We start from the raw sequence: 20,950 nt of genomic DNA, 5'->3' as shown, positions 1-20,950 counted from the left end.
GGCTGCTACTGCTTGCGTGAGCGGGGCTGCCAGACGACGAGCGCGTTGCTCCGTTGCACGGGAACGAGATCCCGCCGCATACCCGCGTGCAGCTGGGCCAACTCGGCCGCCATCTCGCTGATCCGCGACTGCAGCGCCTCGACCTGATTGGTCAGCTCGATGATGCGCTTGATCCCGGCGAGGTTGACGCCCTCGTCCTGCGAGAGCCGCTGCACCTCGCGCAGGAGCGCGACGTCGCGCGGCGAGTACCGGCGCCCGCCCCCGGTGGTGCGGTGCGGTGTCACCAGCCCGAGGCGGTCGTACGTGCGCAGCGTCTGCGCGTGCATTCCGGCCAGTTCCGCGGCCACCGAGATGACGAAGATCCGGGCGTCGGGATCGGCCGCCGCATCGGCCGGGCCACCGTCGGCACGCACCCCCCGAGCAGCGCGGCTCGTGCTCGCGTCGTCCGCCATCACCCTCGCCCCTCTCCTTATCGGTCCGCTGTGGTCAGGCGCCGGGCCACCCGGCGCGGGGATCGAATCCGCCCGCCCGCTCGGCCTCGGCGTAGTGCTCCAGTGCTTCTCGGGCAGCATCGTTCAACTCGGACGGCACCGCCACCTTCACTGTGACCAGCAGGTCACCCGTCGTCGACTTCTTCGCGATCCCCCGGCCCTTCACGCGGAACGTGCGGCCGTCCGCCGTGCCGGCCGGGACCTTCAGCCCCACCCGACCGTCGAGCGTCGGGACGGACAGCGTGGTACCGAGCACCAACTCGCTGTAGGACACCGGGATCACCAGAGTCAGATCGTCTCCGCTGCGGCCGAACACGCGGTCCGGCGTCACGTGGACGGTAACCAGCAGATCGCCGGCACCCGCTCCGCGTAGTCCCGCCTCGCCGCGGCCGGCCACACGGACCCGCTGACCGTCCGCCACGCCCGCCGGCACCCGCACGGTCACCGAGCGGGTGCGGTTCTGCACGCCCGTTCCCCGGCAGTCGGCACACGGGTCGTCGATGATCGAGCCGGTGCCGCGGCAGTCGTCGCACGGCTCGCTGAAGCCGAACGCGCCCTGGTTGCGGCTGACGACACCGGATCCGTTGCACCGCGGGCAGACCCGCGGGCTGGTGCCCGGCTTGGCGCCGCTGCCGTGGCACGTCGTGCACGACGACGGGCTGGTGATGGACAGCGGCACCGACGTTCCGGTCGCCGCGTCGCGGAAGCTCAGGGTGACGTCGGCCGTGAGGTCGCTACCCTTGCGGGGCCGCGACGCCGCAGACGTCCTCGACTGGCCACCGCGGTTGAACAGGCCGCCGAAGATGTCGCCGAGATCGGCTCCCCCGGCGCCGCCGCCGAACAGGTCGCCGACGTCGAAACCGCCCGCCGATCCTCCGCCGCCGAAGTTGGTTCCGCCGCCGGGCGAGAACCCGCCGCGGCCGAAACCGCCACTGGCGAACAGTGATCGGGCCTCGTCGTACTCCTTGCGCTTGGCCGGATCCGACAGCACCGCGTTGGCCTCGCTGACGGCCTTGAACTTGGCCTCGGCGGTCGCGTTGCCCGGATTGGAATCCGGGTGGTTGTCGCGCGCCAGCTTGCGGTACGCCTTCTTGATCTCGTCCTGCGACGCGGAGGAGGAGACGCCCAGCTCCTTGTAGAAGTCCTTCTCGATCCACTCCCGTTGGCTCACCGGTCGTCTCCTCCTCTCGTGTCGATCATGCGGCTCGTCGTGAACCTAGGCCGAATCCGGGCCGTCGGTGGCCGATTCGGTTCCGGTCGGGCCGTCCACGACGGCCACCATGGCCGTCCGCAGCACCCGATCCCCGGCCGTGTATCCCTTGCGGAACACGCTGCCGATCACCGGGTTGCTGCCGTCGCCCTCGTGCTGCACGGCCTCGTGGACCGCGGGGTCGAACGCGTCGCCCTCGGCGCCGAAGGACGCGACGCCCTGGGCCGTGAAGACGCCTTCGAGCTTGTCCGCCACCGACTTCAGCGGTCCCGACTCGAGATCGCCGTGCTGGCGAGCCCGGTCGAGATCGTCGAGCACGGGCAGCAGCTCCGACAACACCGACGCCTTGGCGTTCTCGATGTCGGCCTGCTTGTCCCGCGCCACCCGGCGCCGGTAGTTGGCGAACTCCGCCGACAGGCGCTGCAGATCCGCAGTGCGCTCGGCGAGTTCGTCCTTCTCCGGTTCCCGGGCCTGCTCGGCGGCCGGGGCGTCGGCGGCAGTGTCGTCGGTGGCGGCACCGTCGTCCGCTGCGGAGGGCTCCCCCGCCGAGGGACCCGCGAAGGTCTCCTCGGCGGCGGGATCGACGGCGGGGTCGTTCACCTGGTCGGTGTCGTCCGCACCCATCTCGTCTCCGCTCACTTCTTGTCGGTGTCGTTCGGCTCGTCGACGACCTCGGCGTCGACGACGTCCTCACGACCGTCGGTCGGAGCGCCGTCGGCGCCCGCACCGTCGGCGGCGGCGGACTCGTAGAGCGCCTGACCCAGAGCCTGCGACTCGGTGCTCAGCTTCTCCACGGCGGCCTTGATGGCCGCGAGGTCCGTGCCGGACAGAGCCGTGCGCGCCTCGGTGATGGCCGCCTCGACCTTCTCCTTGGTCTCTGCCGGAACCTTGTCCTCGTTGTCCTTGACGAACTTCTCCGTCTGGTAGACGAGCGACTCGGCCTGGTTGCGGGTCTCGGCCTCCTCGCGACGGGTCCGGTCCTCCTCGGCGTGCGCCTCGGCGTCCTTCACCATGCGCTCGATCTCCTCCTTGGAGAGGCCGGAGCCCTCCTGGATCTTGATCGTGTTCTCCTTGCCGGTGCCCTTGTCCTTGGCGGTCACGTGGACGATGCCGTTGGCGTCGATGTCGAAGGTGACCTCGATCTGCGGCACGCCACGCGGGGCCGGGGGCAGCTCCGTCAGCTCGAAGGAGCCGAGAAGCTTGTTGTGCGAAGCGATCTCGCGCTCACCCTGGAACACCTGGATCTGCACCGACGGCTGGTTGTCGTCCGCCGTGGTGAAGGTCTCCGAGCGCTTGGTCGGGATGGTGGTGTTGCGCTCGATGAGCTTGGTCATCACGCCGCCCTTGGTCTCGATGCCGAGGGACAGCGGGGTGACGTCGAGCAGCAGGACGTCCTTGACCTCACCCTTGAGCACACCGGCCTGCAGCGCGGCGCCGACGGCGACGACCTCGTCAGGGTTCACGCCCTTGTTCGGCTCACGGCCGCCCGAGAGCTCCTTGACCAGCTCGGACACGGCCGGCATACGGGTGGAGCCACCGACGAGCACGACGTGGTCGATGTCCTTGACCGCGATGCCGGAGTCCTTGACCACGGCCTGGAACGGCGCGCGAGTGCGGTCGAGCAGGTCCGAGGTGATGCGCTGGAACTCCGAGCGGGACAGCTGCTCGTCGAGGAACAGCGGGTTCTTGTCCGCGTCGACGGTGATGTACGGCAGGTTGATCGAGGTGCTCTGGCTGGACGACAGCTCGATCTTCGCCTTCTCCGCGGCCTCGCGCAGACGCTGCAGAGCCATCTTGTCCTTGGTCAGGTCGATGCCGTTCTGGCTCTTGAACTTCTCCACGAGCCAGTCGACGATGCGCTGATCCCAGTCGTCACCACCGAGGTGGTTGTCACCGGAGGTCGCGCGGACCTCGACCACACCGTCGCCGATCTCGAGGAGGGACACGTCGAACGTGCCGCCGCCGAGGTCGAACACCAGGATGGTCTGTTCCTTCTCGCCCTTGTCCAGGCCGTACGCCAGGGCGGCCGCGGTGGGCTCGTTGACGATGCGCAGGACGTTCAGGCCGGCGATCTGGCCGGCTTCCTTGGTGGCCTGACGCTGCGCGTCCTCGAAGTACGCGGGGACGGTGATGACGGCGTCGGTGATGTCCTCGCCCAGGTACGCCTCCGCGTCGCGCTTCAGCTTCATCAGCGTGCGCGCCGAGATCTCCTGCGACGTGTACTTCTTGTCGTCGATGGCGACGGTCCAGTCGGTGCCGATGTGGCGCTTGACCGACCGGATGGTGCGGTCGACGTTGGTGACCGCCTGGTTCTTCGCGGACTGTCCGACCAGCACCTCGCCGTTCTTGGCGAAGGCGACGATGGACGGGGTGGTACGTGCACCCTCGGAGTTGGCCACCACGACCGGTTCGCCGCCCTCCAGGACGGACACGACCGAGTTGGTGGTCCCGAGGTCGATTCCGACCGCACGAGCCATGTGAGAAACCTCCTGATAGATGCTCGGGTGATTCGACAAGCTGCCTGCCTGAGCGAACTGCGCTCAAGTTTGCCTGTCGGATTCCGTACCCGTCAAGTTCTCCTTGAGTGGACCACGCTCAATGGCAGTCGTACGGCTCAACGGGTGCGGCGGGGACTTTGTTCCCGAGCCCCGTCGCGGGGGTTCCGGACCTGCCCCGGCCCCACCACGCACCTGCGTGGTGGCACACGACTCGGCCGGATCGGCGGGATCCCGGCGTATCGGCGCGGTTGTGTGCAGCGAGGCATGAGGCGACGGCCTCGCTCCTCCGGCGCATGGTTGCTGCGCAGCGCCGCCGGATCCGCGCGCGGTCCAGGCATCCGCGCCTGCTGCAACACCGGCGGATCGCGGGAAGTGCAGCGGATCGGGGTGCGGCCCTCGGATCGGGCTGCGGCCCGCCACCGGATCGGCCTCCACCTGCCTCACCGCACACAGGTCGACCGAATGGACAGGTTCCCGTCGATCCGGCACACCTGTGTGCAGCCAGGCAGGCCCGTCCCCGCAGCCCGCGGGGCGTTCCCATCGCGTGAACCGGGTAGCCGAAGTGCATGACCACCCTGGACACCCTGCTGGACGAGCACGGCCGCACCTACGCCGACGAGGCCGGCATCACGCTGAAGGACACACCGTCGCCGCTGTTCGAGCTCCTGGTGCTGACCCAGCTGCTGAGCGCGCGGATCTCCGCGGTTATCGCCGTCGCGGCGGCGCGGGAGCTGTTCTCCGCCGGATACCGCACGCCGGAGAAGATGGCCGCGGCGTCGTGGCAGGACAAGGTGGACGCCCTCGGCCGCGGCCGCTACACCCGGTACGACGAGTCGACGGCCACCCGTCTCGGCGAGACCGCGGAGAAAGTGCGCAGCGACTACCACGGCGACCTGCGGCGGCTGGCGGAGAAAGCGGACGGAGACGTCGGGGCGGCGTCCCGGCTGCTGCAGGAGTTCGACGGCATCGGGCCGACGGGCGCGGACATCTTCCTGCGCGAGGTGCAGGACGTCTGGCCGTGGGTCGGCCCGTACTTCGACGAGAAGGCGCTGGCCGCGGCGAAGGACCTGGGGCTGCCGACGGACCCGGCGAAACTCGGCGACCGGGCACGGAGCGGCGAGCGCGCGGTGCTGGCCGCTGCGCTGGTGCGCCACTCGCTGTCGTGAATCGTGTACTCCCGGCCCCGCATTCCGGGGCCTGGACTCCACGATTCCACCTCGATTCGGAGCGACACTGAACGCATGACCCTCGACGACGTCGCCGACGAGCTCTACGGCCTGGACCCGGCCGACTTCGTCCGGGTCCGCACCGAACGGCAGAAGCAGGCCCGAGCCGACGGCGACAAGGCCCTGGCCAAGGACATCGGCGCGCTGCGCAAACCCACGACGGTCGGCTGGGTGCTCAACGTCCTGGTCCGCGACGCCGAAGACGAGGTCGGCGACCTGTTCGACCTCGGCGAGGCGCTCCGGGAAGCGCAGCAACACCTGTCCGGCGCGACCCTGCGCACCCTCACCAAGCAACGCCAGCGGGCCGTCCGCGCCCTGGCGACGCGAGCCGCCGAGATCGCCGCCGACCGTGGCCACGAGGTGGGTGACGACGTCACGCGCGAGGTGGCGTCGTCGCTCGGCGCGGCGCTCGCGGACCCGGACGTGGCCGACGACGTGCGCGCCGGTCGCCTGCTGGGCGCGGTGGAGTACAGCGGATTCGGCCCGCTCGGCTTGGTCGCCGTCCCCGACACACCGGAGGACGCCACCCCGCCCGAGCCGTCGAGCCCACCCGAGGACGACGACGCGGCGCAGAAGAAGCAGGCCGCGAAGGAACGGAAGGAACGGGAGGAAGCCCGTCGTCACGCGGAGGCGGAGCTCGCCGACGCCCGCACGGGGTTGGACGACGCCGAGTCCGCCCTGGCCGACGCGACCGACCGCCGCGACGACGCACGCGCTGAGGTCGAGCGGCTGCGCGAGGCGCTGGAGCAGGCCGAGGAGGAGGCCGCCGCCCGGGAGCACGACGTCGACGAGGCGACCGCGGCACGGGACGCCGCCGACGCACGTGTCCGCAACGCGACGACGCGCCTCGATCGGATGTGATCGAGACGCGTCGTCGGAGCGGGTGACGTCAGGCGCAGGTGCCCGCCGTGGGCACGCCGCGGAACCGGGCGTCGATCCAGTTCAGTCCGCCGGTGAGGCCGATGAAGTCCGGCAGCACGTGGCCCAGGGCGAGACCCGGCAGGATGAACGGCAGTCGCTGCGTGTTCAGCGTGACGTTCGCACCGCGGCCGCACCACTCGCGGGAGAGCTGCTCGGCCTGGCCGTAGGGCACGATGTCGTCACCGGTGCTGGTGTCGACGTACACCGGCGAGTTCGGAGTGCGGTTGCCGACGCGGTTCTCCGCCAATACTTCTTGCGCCTCGGGGATGTTCTTCAGGTAGTCCGAGAGGGATTGGCCGTTGGCGATCCACTCGTTGGTGCGGTGGAAGCCGATGGTCAGCGCCGACTCGACGATGCACTGGTTCTCCGCCGCCGCCAGCACGGCCTTGCCGTTGGCGTTGGTGGACGCGTCGATGATCGGGATGAGCTCGGGGTTGGTGCGCTTGAGGCCGTTGACCGTGTACGCGATGACGCCCGTGAGGAACGTGCCGTCCACCTGCGACAGCGTGGCGGCGAGGTCGGCCACCGGCGCACCGGCGTAGGTTCCGGCAATCTTCAGATCCGGCGCGTACTCGGGCGCCAGCTCGGTGGCGGCCGCGACGGCACCGCCGCCCTGGGAGTAGCCCCACAGGCCGACGGGCGAGTCCGGACCCACCTTCACGCCCTGCAGCTTCAGCGCGGCGCGGGCCGCGTCGAGCACCGCGTGCGCCTCGGCCGCACGGTTGACGTACGTGTGCGTACCGGGCGTGCCCAGGCCGTCGTAATCGGTGATCATGACGCCGTAGCCCTTGGACAGCAGGGCGTAGGTGGAGACCAACTCGTACTCGACCATCAGACCCAGGATCGGCTGGTAGGTCAGGACGTTGTTCAGCTGGTGCGACGGCGCGCACTGATCACCCTGGCCATGCGTGCCCGGCGCGATGACCACCAGCGGGCGCGGGCCCGGCCCGGTCCACGGCGCGGAGGGATCGATGTAGGTGCCGGTGACGGCGTTCGGCTGATCGTTCGCGTCCTGACTGCGGTACATGACGCGCGTGGCCGTGCCCGGAATCGGCCCATTGGGCAGCGGCAGGGACAGCGCGAGGTTCGACGGACCCGTGCGGATCAGGTCACCCTCCGCGCCCGGAGGCAGCGGATTCGGCGGGGTGTAGAAGCCGGCGGCCGGGCCGGGCGGCTCGGCGACGGCCGTCGGCACTCCCAGCCCGACGATGCCCAGGCACAGGGCGAGCCCCACCCCCGCAAGTTTCACAGCGCGCACGCGTCCACATCCCATCCACCCCGGGGGCGACGACGCGCCCCGACCGAACCGTTGCATCCGATAAACTACGTGACGCCAGGCACATCCCCGACATCGGTTCGGCCCCGATCACGATTTCCGTGTCCGGTCATGGCGCGTGCTCGTCGACGGTTGAGTTCGGCCACAGAAAAAGACGAACCGGATAGCCTCGTTCACATGACCACGGACGGCCCGGCGCAGCATTCACCGTCCTCCGACAGTCGGCGTCCCCCGCCCCGACCCCGCATCCACGTCGACCCCCTCCACGACCCCGTCCCGGACACGCCCCCGCGCGCCGTCGGAACTGCCGTGGCGGCCGTCGCCCTCGGCGTCGTGGCAGTGCTCGCCGCCGCGGTCGCCGTCGGTCTCGACCTGACGACCGTTCGGGAGCGCCTCCGGGCGGTCGTCCTGGCCGACGCCCCCGACACCAGCGTCACCGACGCGGCCGACACCGTCACCGTCACACTCACCGTCGCCGGCGCCGTCGCGGCCGTCGTGGTCCTGCTGGGCCTGCTCGGCGCCCTGCAGCTCCGCGGGCGGAGGGCCTCCGCGCGCAACGTCCTGGTGACGACGGCGGTGCTCGCGGCGGCGGGCAGCGCGGCGTTCGTGATCGCCACCGACGACGCCGTGGCGCGGCCCTGGGTGTACGTGCCGGCGGGCGGTGCGGTGCTGCTCGTGATCGGGGCGGCGCTGGCCTTCACGTCCGCCGTCGGCCGCTGGCTTCGGGCGGCCGAGCATCGACGGACGTCGTAGTCCCTGCCGTCCCTACCGGGAGAGGCCGGCCAGGATGCCCTCGGCGCTGCGCACCGCGACCTCGCACGCCGACGCCGTGAACCGGTCCAGCAGCGGGTGCGTCGAGCGCGCCCGCCAGGTCCGGACGGCGGCCAGCGCGGCATCGCGCAGTTCGGACTCGGAGGCGTCCGGATCGCACCCGAGACGCGTCGCCGCATCCATCCCCTGCGCCCCGATCACCAGCGCCAACGCGGCGCGCTGATCGTCGGGGAGTCGAACCTCGCGCGCGCGCATCCGGCCGATGAGGCGCAGCTCCCGGAACCCGTGCGCGTCGGCGAGGGTGCGCCGCACCTCGTCGGCGATCTGCTGCGCGCCCGGCGTCGGGTGGTCGTGGAGAATGCGGTCGAGCGAGACCAGCGCGGAGTGCGCCTTCAACTGATCCGCGCGGTCGCCGAACTGGGCGTCGAGCACCTGGCGCAACTCGTCCAGGCCGCTGCGTTCCACGAGTTCGCGCGCCAACGCCGGCGAGTCGCGCGTGCCCATCCGAATCAACGTGACGGCCAACCGGATTCCGAACAGGCCGAACCGGTCGGCCAGCCCGGCCCGGGTCTCGGCGTCGACGGGCAGCGGCATGTCCGGCCGGACGAACCGATCCGCGGACAGCATCGCCAGCGAGAGATCCTCCGGAGGTGCGTCCGCGAGCGCCACCAGCGCGGCGAATTCGCTCTGCCGCAACGTCCGCGCGCCCAGCGCGAGAAGACCCGCGACGGGAACGACGGCCTGACACAGACCGGTCTTCTCCAGCTCCCCCGCGAAACGCGCCGCGACGTCCTTGGCCGACAGCAGCGCATCCATGCGGCCGGCGCCGATCTCGTCGGCGCGTGACACGACACCGATGACCCCGAGCGGTCCCGATTCGCCGCCCACCGCGTCGTTGATCCGACCGAGAAACGTCGTGTCCGCGGCGCTGAGGGTCCGAAGCAGGTAGACGACGGCGTCCGCGCCGGACGCGGCGTCGTCCGGGGTGAGCATCGCGAGGGTTCGTTCGGAGACGTCGCGCGACAGCGACGACGTGCCGGGGGTGTCGACGATGGTGTTGCGCGCCAACGCCCGCGCCGGCCACTCGACGTCCAGCCGGTCGACCCGGTCGGCCGTCAACTCACCGAAATCGAAGCTGAGCCGGCCGTTCCGACGGACCACGGGGATCTCGGCGGCCTTGTCGCCGTCGTACCGTGCGGTGACCGACGGAGCGAGTCCGCGTCGGTACCAGGTGACGACGCGCGTGCACTCGGTGGCGTCGGTGGGCGCGATGTCCTGACCGACGAGGGCATTGAGCAACGTCGACTTGCCGGCTTTCAGCGAACCGGCGAGGGCGATCCGCAGCGGCTCGTCGAGCCGCTCGCCGCACTCCTGCACCGCTTGTCGCGCAGTAGGATCCGCCGCGTACTCGGCTCGCGCCGCGGCGACGAGGGATCGGGCTCGGTCGATCGTTGCGCTCACGCGGGCAGACCTCGCTTGCCGTCGGCGGGCGGCGCGTCCGTCGGGTCGAGGGTGCGAGCGATGCGGCGCAGCGTCGCGACGTCACTCAGCGCACGTTCGAGTTCCGCCGTGCGAGAAGCACGTTCGCTGCTCTGGAGCGTAGCGGCCTCCTGCGCGGCCTTGAGCGAATCGTCGACGGACCGCAGCGTCTGCTCGGCCACCTCGGTGAAGTGATCGCGCAGCACCCGCTGCACGGCGCGCAACCGGTCGCGGGATTCCTTGCCCACCTGGAACGCGACGTCGTCGGTGAACTTACGGATGGCCTGCTTCGCGTCGGCGCGGCGCTTGAGGACGCGCTGTTCCTTGTCGTCCTTGTACGCCTTGCTGCCCAGCAGCACACCGGCGCCCAAGGACACGGGGTTCAGCAGGGCGAAACCCATCATCGTCGACACGAGACCGAACATGAGCACGCCGCCGTAAGACCCACGCATGCCCACCAGCACTTTGGACGTGATGCCCATGCGGCCCGACTCGAGGTCGGACAGGGAGGTGACGGGGTCCATGATGCCGTCGAGTTCGGCGAGCGCGGCGATGTCACCGGCCGGGAGCTGCCCCTCGCCGGACTCGGCGAAATGCCGAGCAACGTTCTCGGCCAGATAGATCGACCGCTCGTGTGCCCAGACGAAGTTGTCGCCGACGGCGTCCGCGATCTGCTCCTGGAGCCACTCGCCGATGCGCGTCCAGTCCTTGCCCGGATCGCCCTCGTCGACGGCGGTCTCCGCCTCGCGGGTGATGTGGCGCAACCGGTCTCGCAGATCGTGGTCGATGTCGGAGGCCAGGTCGGCGATGCCGTCGGCGAGGGTCTGCTGCCACCGGCTGCTGCGTCGACGCATCTCGTCGGCGGATTCGCGGGCGCGCTGCAACCGACCGACGGCCGCGGCGGCGGATTCCGGGTCTCGCAGCGCCGCCAGTTCGCTACCCAGCGCGAGGGCGACGTGCTCCGCGACCGACGTGACGTCCAGCGCCACCGCCTTGCGGGTCGTGACGGCCGCGCTGCGGACGACGCCGCGCAGGAACTCGTACAGCGCCGGGAAGCCCGACTCCTCGTCGAGCGAGGTGTCCTGAAGGCGCAGGGCGTGCGAGCGCAACAACGACGAGACGGGCAGCAGCGGAACCTCGACACCCTCGCGCGCCAGATGCTCGCGGTCGACGTCGACGATCCGGCGCCAGTGCGGGTAGAGGTCGGTCTTGGTGATCAGGCAGGCCACGGCCGGGCACAGGTCGACGGCGCGGCGCAGGAACGCGACCTCGGGCTCGGTGAACTCCTGCGACGAATCCGACAGTACGAGAACGGCATCGGCAGAGGAAATGAGTCCCAGAGTGGCGCTGGCGTGCGGGTTGCCGTGGCCACCGACACCCGGGGTGTCCACGATGACGAGGCCGTCCGCCAACAGCGGCGAGGACACGGTGATCTCGAGGCGCAGGACGTCGCGACCCTCCGCCCGCGGATCCGCCGGGGTGACGGCGTGGATGTCCTCGAACGGAATCGGGATGCGCGCCGGGTCGCCGCCGGGCTGCGCGACGACCAGCTCGGCCCGACGCTCGTCGCCGTGCGCGACCATCGTCGGCACGGCCGTGGTCTCGTCGTCACCCACCGAGCAGACGTCCAGTCCGAGAAGCGAATTGACGAACTGGCTCTTGCCCTGCTTGAGCGGTCCCACCACGACGATGCGCAGCCGCGGATCGGAGACCCGCTCGCGGGCGGCCGTCACCCGATCGACCAGGTCCCGTCGGCCGGCCTTCGCCGCGACCTCGCCGGTCCGGGTGAGCAGGTCCGCGAGGGTCGTCGGCGCGTCGGCGCGAGCCGGGGTCGCCGCGGTGGACGCCGGCGCCGTGCCGTGGGGCGCGTTCTGCACCGCGCGGTCGCGCGCATTCTGCATCGGAACACCATTTCCGTTCGAGCCGTGGGTGGGCGACGACGTGGCGGGAGACTGTGAGGTCTCACCACCTCTTTCCTACCGTAAGGGACGACCCCGCACGCGGGGAGCGCGTGCGGGGTCGTCGGTCGAGCGGGGTCGTGCCTACTGCGGGTCGTGCCTACTGCGGGTCGTGCCTACTGCGTGTCGTCGGCCTGATCGGTCGCGGTGTCGATCACGGCCTCCTGGCCGGCGTCGACGCCGCCGCCGAGAGCGCCGCCCAGGCCACCACCCAGCGCGCCGGTGAGGCCACCGGTGAGGCCACCCGTCACGTCGCCCGCGCTGTCGGCAACGGCACCGACCCCGCCGAACGCGTCGTCGGCGTCGACGTTCTGCCAGGTGTCCGCGACGCCACCGGTCAGATCGGCGGTGGAGTCGACCGCGCCGCCGAGCGAACCGGCGGTGTCGACCGCGCCGCCGAGCGAGCCCGCGGCATCGAGCGCGCCGCCGACCGTTCCGGCCGCACCCAGTGCGCCACCGACGGCACCACCGATGGCGCCGGCCGCGTCGGCCGCCCCACCGAGGTCTCCGGCGGTGTCGACGACCCCGCCGAGAGCGCCGGTGGTGTCGACGGTGCCGGCCAGGTCACCGACCAGGCCGGTGTCGAGCCCGAGGCCCGTGCCCAGGCCCAGCCCGGCGCCGATCGCACCGTCCGAGGCGAGGGCACCGCCGAGTCCGGCCGTGGCGCCGGTGGCCGCGTCCAGTCCGGCACCGGCCAGCGTGTCGGCCGCACCGACGACGCCGGCGCCCAGACCGCCCGCGATCTCGCCACCGGCGACGATGCCGCCACCGAGAACCGTGCCGAGGTTGCTGTCCACCGTGGCGGTGACGTCGAGCAGGCCGTCGGTGTCGATCGCCCCGCCCGCAGCGAGGGCACCGTTCAGCGCGGCGTCCAGAGCGGAGGTCAGCTGGCCACCCGCTCCCAGAGCCGCGCCCAGGGTGCCCGCGGTGTCGACGGCGCCGGAGGCACCGAGAACCGCGCCCAGCGCGCCGCCCAGTTCGGTGCCGACGGAACCGCCGACTCCGAACGCCGCGCCCAGGGCCGCGGACAGGTCGCCGGTCACGCCGCCGGCGGCGTCGACGACGCCGGCGACGTCGAGGGCTCCGGTGAGCGCCGTGGCCAGGTCGCCGACGAGCTCGGCGTCGGCGTCCAGCGCGCCGCCGAGGGCACCGGCCACCGCACCGCCGAGGTCACCGGCGAGCAGAGCCTCGGCGTCCAGGTCACCGAGCACCGTGCCGCCCAGCACCGCACCGAGCGTGCCGCCCAGACCCGCGGCGGCCGCGCCGCCCGCGCCGAGGGCACCGGCGAGGCTGCCGCTCAGGTCCAGACCGGTCTCCGGGATCGCCACCTCGCCCAGCAGTCCGAGTCCGGCGCCGATCGCGCCGGTGAGGGCACCGGTCAGCTCGGCACCGAGCTCGAGGTCGGGAGCCGCGTCCAGGACGGTGCCCAGAGCCGCCTCGAGGTCCACCCCGCCGGCCAGGAGGGCCGCCAGCTGCGCCTGCAGATCGGCCGTGAGGGCGCCGCCCAGGGCACCACCGAGGGTGCCGCCGACGGTCGCGGCCAGGTCGCCGCCTGCCGCCAACGCACCGCCGAGCGCGGCACCGAGGTCACCGGTCAGGTCGAGTCCGCCGGTCAGTCCGAGCGCGGTGTCGAGCGCGCCGGCCAGAGCAGCCGCGCCGGTGCCGGTCAGGCCCAGTGCCGCGGTGAGCGCCGCACCGAGGTCCGCCCCGGCGGCCAGGTCGGTCACGCCGGTCAGCGTTCCGCCCAGTGCCGCACCGACGGTGCCGGCCAGTTCGCCGCCGGCGCCGAGCGCCGCGGCCAGACCCGCGGACAGCTGCGCGGCGAGATCGCCGGCGAGCAGGGCGTCGAGGTCCAGTCCGGTGCCGACGATGCCGGTGAGCGCACCGGTGAGGTCCGCGCCGAGGTCGAGCCCGGGCACCGCACCGAGCACCGCGCCCAGTGCGGCGTCGAGATCGAGGCCACCGGCGAGCAGACCCGCCAGCGTCGCCTGCAGATCCGCCGTCAGCGCACCGCCCAGAGCCGCACCCAGCGTGCCGCCCACGGTCGCCGCCAGATCGCCGCCCGCCGCCAGCGCGCCGCTCAGCGCCGCACCGACCGTCGCGGCCAGGTCACCGGTCAGGTCCAACTCACCGCCGAGGCCCAGCACCGCGTCGAGAGCGCCGGCCAGCGTCGCCGCACCGGTTCCGGTCAGGCCCAGAGCCGCAGCCAGTGCCGCACCGAGGTCCGCACCGGCCGCCAGATCCGTCACCCCGGCCAGAGCGCCGCCCAGAGCCAGACCCAGCTCGCCCGCGGCCTCGCCGCCGAGCGCCAGACCGGCCGTCAACGCCGCACCGAGCTGCGCCGCCAGGTCACCACCCAGCAGAGCCTGCAGGTCACCGGTGAGCAGCCCGCCCGCGCCGAGCGCGGCGGCCAGAGCACCGTCGAGATCGAGCGCCCCGCCGAGATCCAGGGCCCCGCCGAGACCGGCGCCGAGGCCGAGCACCGCACCGAGAGCGGCGTCCAGATCGAGGCCGCCGCCGAGCAGGCCGGCCAGCTGCGCACCCAGGTCGCCCGTCAGGTCGGCCCCGAGCACGCCGCCGAGGACGGCGCCGAAGGCCGCGCCCAGGTCGCCGGCGACCGTGCCGCCGGCGGTCAGCGCGCCGGCGAGGGCTGCGCTGAGAGTCGCGCCGAGGTCACCGGCCAGGTCGAGGTCGCCCGCCAGACCGAGGGCACCGTCGAGCGCCGCGCCGAGCTGCGCGGCCAGGCCGCCGCCGAGGCCGAGCGCGCCGGTGAGCGCAGCGCCGAGGCTGCCGCCGACACCGAGGAGCGCGTCGAGGTCCAGCCCACCCGCGGCGTCGACGACGCCGCCCAGGAGCAGGCCGAGGCCGGCACCGAACTCGCCGGCGATGTCGCCACCGGCGGCGAGGGCCGTCTCGAGGGCGCCGGAGAGCGCGGTGGTCAGGGAGCCGGCCAGCGCCGCGATCACGGTCGCGTCGAGCATCCCGGTAAGGGTGGCGCCGAGGTCGCCGGAGGCGTCGATCGCGGCACCGAGGCCGGCGGTCAGCGAGCCGGTCAGGTCTGCACCGGCGCCGAGCGCGCCGCCGAGGATCACGCCGAGGCCACCGGCGAGGCCGAGGCCGCCGGTCAGCGCGGCAGCGAGTTCCGCACCGAGGGCGCCACCGGCGGTGACGGCCGTGCCGAGCACGCCGCCCAGGGCCGCGCCGAGGTTGGCGCTCAGCGCGCCGCCCAGCTCGAGGGCGCCGCCGAGGGCGCCGGACAGATCGAGAGCACCGCCGAGGTCGAGGTCGGTGATGGTGCCGAGGACGGCGTCGAGTGCTGCGGTGAGCTGAGCTCCGGCGCCTGCACCGAGGCCGAGTGCAGCGGTGAGAGCGCCGGCGAGCGTCGCGCCGAGCTCCGCGAGCACGTCGAGATCCAGCAGCCCGCCCAGGGCCAGCAGGCCCTCGAGAGCAGCGCCGAGGGCGGCACCGAACTGCGCCGCGAGCTCGCCACCGAGGGACAGGCCGTTGCCGATGACGAGCGCGAGGATGGATGTGAACTGGCCGGCGAGGTCGAGGTCCCCGAGGGTCAGGTCGCCCAGGCTGAGAGAGCCGAGGTCGAAGGCGCCGAAGTCGATCGCACCGAGATCGATCGCACCCAGGTCGATGGCGCCGAAGTCGAGGTTGCCGAAGTCGAAGGCGTTGTCGAAGATGTTCAGCCCACCGAGGTCGATCGCCCCGAAGTCGAGCCCGCCGAGGTCGAGGAAGCCGAAGTCGGCGTTGCCGAAGTCGACGTTCCCGAAGTTCAGTCCGCCCAGGTCGAAGTTCCCGACGCTGTTGTTGTTGCCGACGTTGCTGATGGCGCCGATGGACCCGAGGGCCAACGACCCGCCGACGAGGGACGGGGCGAAGGTGTTGGTGATGTCCCCGAAGTTGTTGGTGTTGGCGTTCGTGATCGTGTTGGTCACGTTGCCGGCGTTGACGATCGAGGCCAGGCGCGAGCCGCCGTCGAACAGGCCGGACTCGGACACCATCGGGGCGACGGCCACGATGTCGGCGGGGCAGACCTCGGGCAGGCCGGCGGCGTTCAGCGCGCGCTGCGGATCGGCGCAGTACGCGGCAGCGGCCTTGTCGTCGCGGAGAAGGTTGAGGATGAAGTCGAGAACGGCGTTGGTGGCCATCGTGGGTGTCCGATCGTCGAGGGTCTCGTGTCGACCGATGGGTCTCGGCCGCGTTGTCATCGAAACTAGGGCGATTGGTGATCTGTCCCAACGGGGCCGAGCCCCCTTCTCGCCACCCGGGGGTTCCCGGGGGCCCGAGCCGGGCCGTTAGGGGGTATAGGGGATCGATCCCCCAGTCGGTCGGAAACGTGCTGTGATGTGTAACGAACGGTCGCCGGACGACGACGTCACGGGCGGACGGGTGACACTGCGAACGGGAGTCGGCGACATGGCGTCAGGGTTGGGCACGAAGGTCGGCACGGCCACCGCGATCGCGGTCTCGGCGGGGTCGGCCGATCTGCACGACGCCCGCGTCGTCGCGCGACCGTCCGCACTCGAGATCGACCCAAGCGGGGACGCTCGGTTCGCCGACGCCGCCGACCGCTCCGGGTCCGTCGTCCGCGGCTACGCCGGGCGCGTCGGCGACCCCGTCGACCTGGTGACCGACGACGGCCGCACCTTCTCGGGCGACGAGCTCGTCGCCCGCACGCTCGCCGGCCTGATCGAGGAAGCCGGACCGCACACCTCCGTCGTCGTCGCCCATCCCACCGAATGGTCGTCGTACACCGTCGACCGCCTGCGCTCCGCTGCGGCCGAGCGCGGCATCGAGGCGGAGTACGCCCCCGAAGCGCTCTGCACCGTCGCCTGGCTCCAGCAGACGCCCGACGCCGTCGCGGACGGTGTGGTCGCCGTCGTCGACCAGGGACAGAGCGGCACCACCGCGTCCGTCGTCCGCACCGGCGACGAGGCCGTGCTGCTCGGCCGCACCATGCGATCCGACGACACCGGGGGCGCCGCCATCGACGGTCTCCTGCTCGAACACGTTCTCGCGCAGGTCGACACCGACGCCCTCGACCCCGCCGACCCGGCCACCGTCGATGCCCTCGCGGACCTCCGTGAGCGGTGCGCGACGGCCAAGGAGGCCCTGTCCGCCGACACCGACACCGTGGTGCCCGTCCGGTTGCCCGGCGTGTCCGCCGACGTGCGCGTGGTGCGGTCGGAACTCGAGGAACTGTTGCGGGAGAGTGCCGACGACGTCGTCCGCGTCGTCGAGGAGGCTCTCCGCTCGGCCGGAGTCGACGCCGCGACCCTGTCCCGCGTGGTGCTCGCCGGCGGCGGTGGCGCGATTCCCCTTCTCACCGAGACGTTGTCCGCGCGACTGCGGGTCCCCCTCACCCTGAGCTCCGACCCGGCGGCGACGTCGGCGTGGGGCGCGGCGCTCACCGCGACCCGGCTCGCGGCGGTCGCGCCCGCTGCGGCGGCCGCGACGACCGACGACGCCGAGACCGACCTCATCGCCCCGATCGAGCGACGTCCCGAGCGCGCCCTGCCGCCCGTGCCGGTCACACCGCACTCCCACGCCAAGCCCGCCACCGGTCGACGACGCGCGGGCGTCGTCGTCGGAGTGGCCGCGGCCGTCGCCGTGCTCGCCGCCGGCGGGCTGTCGGTCGGCGTGGCCACCGGCGTCGTCGACAACCCCATCTCCGACTCCCCCGCCACCAGTGCCGTCGTCGAACCGGCCTCGGTCGACGACGCCACCGGCGGCGAGACGACCGGAAGCGGTTCCGCCGCCACGGGATCCGCCGGAGCGACGGATCCCAGCACGGGCGCGCGGATCCCCGGCAGCACCGCGGCCGGATCGCCCACGACGGGCACGGCACCCGGCGCCCCGAGAGCCGCCGTGCCGACCGGCGCGGCCGAGGTCCCGGGCGTGACGGCGCCGGACGTGCAGGTGCCGTCGGTGAACGCGCCGACGCTGCCGCAGTTCAGTCCCGCGCCCGTCCCCGCACCCACTATCCCTTCGCCGAACCTCCCGTCGCCACAATTCCCGTCGTACCAAGGTCCCAACATTCCGGGCGCAGTCGGAGGCGTGGTGGGAGGCACCCTCAACGGGGCGAGTCAGGTTGTGGAAGGCACGGGCGACCTTCTCGGAGGCACTCTCGGCGCGATCACCGGCCGGTGACCCTCGACGACGCCCCGGCCGGAGCCACGGCCATCGACGTCCGGGACCACTCCGCGCTCACCGTCCTCGCGTTGCGGTCGGTGGGTCTCGAACCCAACCCCTATCTGGTCTCCGAGATCGCGGCGCTGCCGATTCCCGACGCCGTGGGCGCGATCGAGCGGACGGCGGACCTGACCGACGTGTCCTCGGCGTTGCGGGAGACGGTCGGGCCGCACGGCACCACCATCCTGCTGCGCCGCGTCGCCACCGGACTGCTGGACGCGCAGATCCTCGCCCCCGACACGGCCGTCGCGTTGGCGACGGCGGGTGTTCGACTTCCCGCGCTGGCCGACTTCCTCACGCGGACAGCGGAATCGGCGACGCCGAAGCACGCACCGGCGTTGTGGGACGCGGCGATCGCCGCGGGCGCCGACCCGGGCCGCGCGGCCGCGCCTCGCGCGCGGGCGCGTCTGGCCGCCGGTGACCTCGACGCCGCGGCGCAGCAGGCCGACACCGTTCTCACCGACCCCACGAGCGACGACGAGGCCAAGCGCGGCGCGGCCCGAGTGGCGGCCACAGTCGCCCTCCGCCGCGGCGCTCCCTCGCACGCCGCCTCGGTCTACCGCTGGCTCGGCGCTGCCCGCGCGGGATCGGATGTCGCCCACGCGGTGGTGTCGCTCCTCGCCGTCGGCGAACGGGAGACGGCCGAGACCTTCTCGGGCGCGCCGTCGTCGGCGCTGCCCACCAGTGACACGGCTCGGAACGCCCTGGTCGCGGACGGCATGCTCGCGTCGGTGTCCGAAACCCCCACGGCGGCGCTGGGTTCGATGCTCCGCGCCTGCGCCCTGGCCGACCCGACGACCGACGACCACCCGGCGTCGCTGGCCGGGCTTCTCGCGATACACCTGGGCGACCCGCGGACGGCGCGGGACGTGCTGACCGAGGCGTCGACGACCCGCACCGGCCTTCTCGGCGCGTGGGCCGCCATGCTCCTCGGCGACGTCGACGCCGCCGAGACCCGCATTCGCAGGACCGAACCCGACTGCCTCGACCGCCGAGACCTGTTGTGGTGGAGCGGACTCCGTGCCGCCGTCGCACGGCGACGCGGTGACACCGGGGCCCTGGCGTCCACTCTCGCCGACGCTCGTCGTCTGCTCGTGGAGGTCGAACCCGACCTCTACACCGTCCTTCCCGTCGGCGAACTGTGGCTCGCCTCGACGCGCCTCGGCGACGCGGGGCGCATCCGGCACGCCGTCGACCGCACGTCCGCGATCCTGGCCGGTCTCGGCGAGCCTCCCCTGTGGGCCACGGCGTGGCACTGGTACGGCGTCCAGGCCGCCATTCTGGCGGGCGCGCCCGCGGACCTGGTGCCCCACGCCCGCACGCTGGGAGCCCTGGCCGCACACAGCCCACACGCCGCGGCGGTGGCAGCGGCCGGCCGCTGCTGGCTCCGCGTCCTGCAGGGCGAACCCGACGCCGACGACGTCCGCGCGTCCACCAGGTCCCTCGAACGATTCGGCCACGCCTGGGAGGCCGCACGCCTGGCGAGCGACGCCGCCCTGCGGGTCGACGACACCCGCACCGCCACCGCACTCCTGCAGACCGCGCGCGAGATCACCTCGGCCGCAGCCGTTCCCGACGCGTCGTCGTCGACCGGTGAGCTGACCGACCGCGAGGCGGAAGTCGCCCACCACCTGGTGCTGGGCCTGACCTACCGGGAGATCGGCGCCCGCCTGTACATTTCGGCGAAGACCGTCGAGCACCATGTCGCCCGTATCCGGCGGCGGCTGGACGCCGGTTCCCGGTCGGAGTTGCTGTCGATGCTGCGCGCCGCGGGGTACGGGCAGCAGGAGGAACGCGAGCACCCATGACGCCCGATATGCCCACGACCGACACCCCCGCGCCCGGTCGCGTTCTGGGACTGCACGTCACGGACCGCGCAGCCGTGGCGGTGGTGCTCTCGTCGACGACGGGTGAGATGGTGCGCGTGCCCGTCGTGACCGACGGTGTCCTCTATCTTCTCCCGGACGGGTCGTCCTCCCTGACGCGACCGGACGAGCCGAGCCCGACCGTCGATGTGGTGGACCGCTTCTCCGATCACCTCGGTGATCCCGCCGGTGTGGTGTCCGCCCACGGCGCGGTCCTGCGCGCGGAGGACCTGCTGGCCACCGTGCTGCTCCTGCTGATCGACCGGGCACTGCCCGACGCGGACATCGTCGCCGTCGCACATCCGACCACGTGGTCGACGGAACAGACCGCAGCACTCCAGGATTCGCTCGCGTTCCTGTCGCTGTCCGGCGTGGACCTGGTGCCGGTCATGGACGCTCCCGCCGGCACCGTCGACGACCACCTCGCCGTCGCACTGGCCGCGGCCCGCACCGCCGCCGGCCTCGCACCGAGTCCCGTTCCGGGCGTCGTCGAGTCGACGGACCTCGCGCCGGAGTCGCGCCGTCGTCGGCTTCCGCTCGTCGTCGGGGCCGCGGTCGCGACGATCGCGATCGCTGCCGCGGTCGCCGGGGCGATCGTCGTGACGAGCGACCGCACGGTGAGCACCGCCGTCCCCGTCATCGCCGACGCGAATCCCGCGTCCCCGACCACCACGCCCCGGCCCGGGGTGTCCCGTTCGGCGGGACCGTTCCCCACGGTCCCCGCCGGTGCCGCGGTCTCCGCCGTGGACGTCGCGGCCACCGCGCCGGAGGTCGCCGCACCGGCGTCCCCGCCGGCCGCGTCGGCGCCCGTCCCGTCGCCGTCCGTGGTGCTGCCCGTCGTGCCAGTCGGTCCCCCGCCCGGACCCACCGTCGATCCGGCCCCGTCGGACTCGCCCGCTCCCGAGCCGGACCCCGTTACCGAACCCGGCGACACCGATCCTTCGGAAACGGAACCGGGCGAGTCGGACGAAGAGACGCCGGGTGATGACGAGTCCCCGAGTGATTCGCCGTCGCCGGCACCGCCGACCGCGGGATGACGACGGCGGGGTTCGGG

14 protein-coding genes are annotated in these 20,950 nt (G+C 72.6%); 6 read left to right on the top strand and 8 right to left on the bottom strand.

The genetic code is table 11. From position 1 onward, the window contains the following. Positions 1-5: 5 nt before the first annotated feature. The 4 genes from BMZ18_RS10920 to dnaK are packed head-to-tail and all read right to left on the bottom strand — an operon-like array spanning position 6 to position 4,178. Positions 6-452, bottom strand: a complete 447-nt coding sequence (locus BMZ18_RS10920) for a heat shock protein transcriptional repressor HspR (protein WP_068103302.1) — start codon at positions 450-452, stop codon at positions 6-8. A gap of 34 nt (positions 453-486) precedes the next feature. Further along, the gene (gene dnaJ / locus BMZ18_RS10915) at positions 487-1,662 is read right to left on the bottom strand and encodes a molecular chaperone DnaJ (protein ID WP_068364792.1); all 1,176 of its coding nucleotides are present in this window, start codon (positions 1,660-1,662) and stop codon (positions 487-489) included. A 45-nt stretch (positions 1,663-1,707) separates the two neighbouring features. Then, positions 1,708-2,325, bottom strand: coding sequence for a nucleotide exchange factor GrpE (gene grpE / locus BMZ18_RS10910; protein WP_068364838.1), 618 nt, complete (start codon positions 2,323-2,325; stop codon positions 1,708-1,710). A gap of 11 nt (positions 2,326-2,336) precedes the next feature. Continuing rightward, positions 2,337-4,178 (bottom strand): molecular chaperone DnaK, encoded by a 1,842-nt coding sequence (dnaK, locus tag BMZ18_RS10905; RefSeq protein WP_068103305.1) that lies wholly within the window; start codon positions 4,176-4,178, stop codon positions 2,337-2,339. A gap of 587 nt (positions 4,179-4,765) precedes the next feature. Here dnaK and BMZ18_RS10900 point away from each other — a divergent pair. After that, positions 4,766-5,365, top strand: coding sequence for an HhH-GDP family DNA glycosylase (locus BMZ18_RS10900; RefSeq protein ID WP_068364788.1), 600 nt, complete (start codon positions 4,766-4,768; stop codon positions 5,363-5,365). A gap of 75 nt (positions 5,366-5,440) precedes the next feature. After that, positions 5,441-6,286: a hypothetical protein gene (locus BMZ18_RS19705; protein WP_068364785.1), complete on the top strand. Its 846-nt coding sequence runs from the start codon at positions 5,441-5,443 to the stop codon at positions 6,284-6,286. A gap of 28 nt (positions 6,287-6,314) precedes the next feature. On the opposite strand, the gene BMZ18_RS10890 is transcribed toward BMZ18_RS19705, so the two are convergent. Beyond that, positions 6,315-7,619 (bottom strand): lipase family protein, encoded by a 1,305-nt coding sequence (locus BMZ18_RS10890; protein ID WP_074922176.1) that lies wholly within the window; start codon positions 7,617-7,619, stop codon positions 6,315-6,317. A 180-nt stretch (positions 7,620-7,799) separates the two neighbouring features. Between BMZ18_RS10890 and BMZ18_RS10885 the strand changes: the two genes are divergently transcribed. Continuing rightward, the gene (locus BMZ18_RS10885; RefSeq protein ID WP_074922175.1) at positions 7,800-8,375 is read left to right on the top strand and encodes a hypothetical protein; all 576 of its coding nucleotides are present in this window, start codon (positions 7,800-7,802) and stop codon (positions 8,373-8,375) included. A 12-nt stretch (positions 8,376-8,387) separates the two neighbouring features. Here BMZ18_RS10885 and BMZ18_RS10880 read toward each other — a convergent pair whose 3' ends face one another. The 3 genes from BMZ18_RS10880 to BMZ18_RS10870 form a co-directional block, all read right to left on the bottom strand. Continuing rightward, a complete protein-coding gene (locus BMZ18_RS10880) occupies positions 8,388-9,854 on the bottom strand; it encodes a dynamin family protein (RefSeq protein WP_068103314.1) in 1,467 nt (488 codons plus the stop codon). After that, entirely contained in the window at positions 9,851-11,773 is a 1,923-nt protein-coding gene (locus BMZ18_RS10875) for a dynamin family protein (RefSeq protein WP_082895244.1), read from the bottom strand. Before BMZ18_RS10875 ends, BMZ18_RS10880 begins: the two co-directional genes overlap by 4 nt. Before the next feature lie 173 nt (positions 11,774-11,946). Then, positions 11,947-15,987 (bottom strand): IniB N-terminal domain-containing protein, encoded by a 4,041-nt coding sequence (locus BMZ18_RS10870; RefSeq protein ID WP_068365955.1) that lies wholly within the window; start codon positions 15,985-15,987, stop codon positions 11,947-11,949. 268 nt (positions 15,988-16,255) lie between these two features. Here BMZ18_RS10870 and BMZ18_RS10865 point away from each other — a divergent pair, with 268 nt between their 5' ends. The 3 genes from BMZ18_RS10865 to BMZ18_RS10855 are packed head-to-tail and all read left to right on the top strand — an operon-like array spanning position 16,256 to position 20,933. Then, complete coding sequence (locus tag BMZ18_RS10865) at positions 16,256-17,989, top strand: Hsp70 family protein (RefSeq protein ID WP_139203924.1); 1,734 nt, start codon at positions 16,256-16,258, stop codon at positions 17,987-17,989. Further along, entirely contained in the window at positions 17,986-19,839 is a 1,854-nt protein-coding gene (locus tag BMZ18_RS10860) for a helix-turn-helix transcriptional regulator (RefSeq protein ID WP_068365957.1), read from the top strand. Before BMZ18_RS10865 ends, BMZ18_RS10860 begins: the two co-directional genes overlap by 4 nt. Continuing rightward, a complete protein-coding gene (locus tag BMZ18_RS10855) occupies positions 19,836-20,933 on the top strand; it encodes a hypothetical protein (RefSeq protein ID WP_139203923.1) in 1,098 nt (365 codons plus the stop codon). Before BMZ18_RS10860 ends, BMZ18_RS10855 begins: the two co-directional genes overlap by 4 nt. Positions 20,934-20,950: the final 17 nt, after the last annotated feature.

It is taken from the genome of Rhodococcoides kroppenstedtii (genome assembly GCF_900111805.1).
Taxonomy (GTDB): Bacteria; Actinomycetota; Actinomycetes; order Mycobacteriales; family Mycobacteriaceae; genus Rhodococcoides; species Rhodococcoides kroppenstedtii.
The sequence above is the reverse complement of the archived record's forward strand: the minus strand, read 5'-3'. Positions and strand labels throughout refer to the sequence as shown.

What these genes read in the sequence shown, in the direction of transcription:
- BMZ18_RS10920 (WP_068103302.1), bottom strand. Translation starts at nt 452, where the DNA reads ATGGCGGACGACGCGAGCACGAGCCGCGCTGCTCGGGGGGTGCGTGCC.
- BMZ18_RS10875 (WP_082895244.1), bottom strand. Translation starts at nt 11,773, where the DNA reads ATGCAGAATGCGCGCGACCGCGCGGTGCAGAACGCGCCCCACGGCACG.
- grpE (WP_068364838.1), bottom strand. Translation starts at nt 2,325, where the DNA reads ATGGGTGCGGACGACACCGACCAGGTGAACGACCCCGCCGTCGATCCC.
- BMZ18_RS10865 (WP_139203924.1), top strand. Translation starts at nt 16,256, where the DNA reads ATGGCGTCAGGGTTGGGCACGAAGGTCGGCACGGCCACCGCGATCGCG.
- dnaK (WP_068103305.1), bottom strand. Translation starts at nt 4,178, where the DNA reads ATGGCTCGTGCGGTCGGAATCGACCTCGGGACCACCAACTCGGTCGTG.
- BMZ18_RS10855 (WP_139203923.1), top strand. Translation starts at nt 19,836, where the DNA reads ATGACGCCCGATATGCCCACGACCGACACCCCCGCGCCCGGTCGCGTT.
- BMZ18_RS10885 (WP_074922175.1), top strand. Translation starts at nt 7,800, where the DNA reads ATGACCACGGACGGCCCGGCGCAGCATTCACCGTCCTCCGACAGTCGG.
- BMZ18_RS10900 (WP_068364788.1), top strand. Translation starts at nt 4,766, where the DNA reads ATGACCACCCTGGACACCCTGCTGGACGAGCACGGCCGCACCTACGCC.
- BMZ18_RS10890 (WP_074922176.1), bottom strand. Translation starts at nt 7,619, where the DNA reads ATGGGATGTGGACGCGTGCGCGCTGTGAAACTTGCGGGGGTGGGGCTC.
- BMZ18_RS19705 (WP_068364785.1), top strand. Translation starts at nt 5,441, where the DNA reads ATGACCCTCGACGACGTCGCCGACGAGCTCTACGGCCTGGACCCGGCC.
- BMZ18_RS10870 (WP_068365955.1), bottom strand. Translation starts at nt 15,987, where the DNA reads ATGGCCACCAACGCCGTTCTCGACTTCATCCTCAACCTTCTCCGCGAC.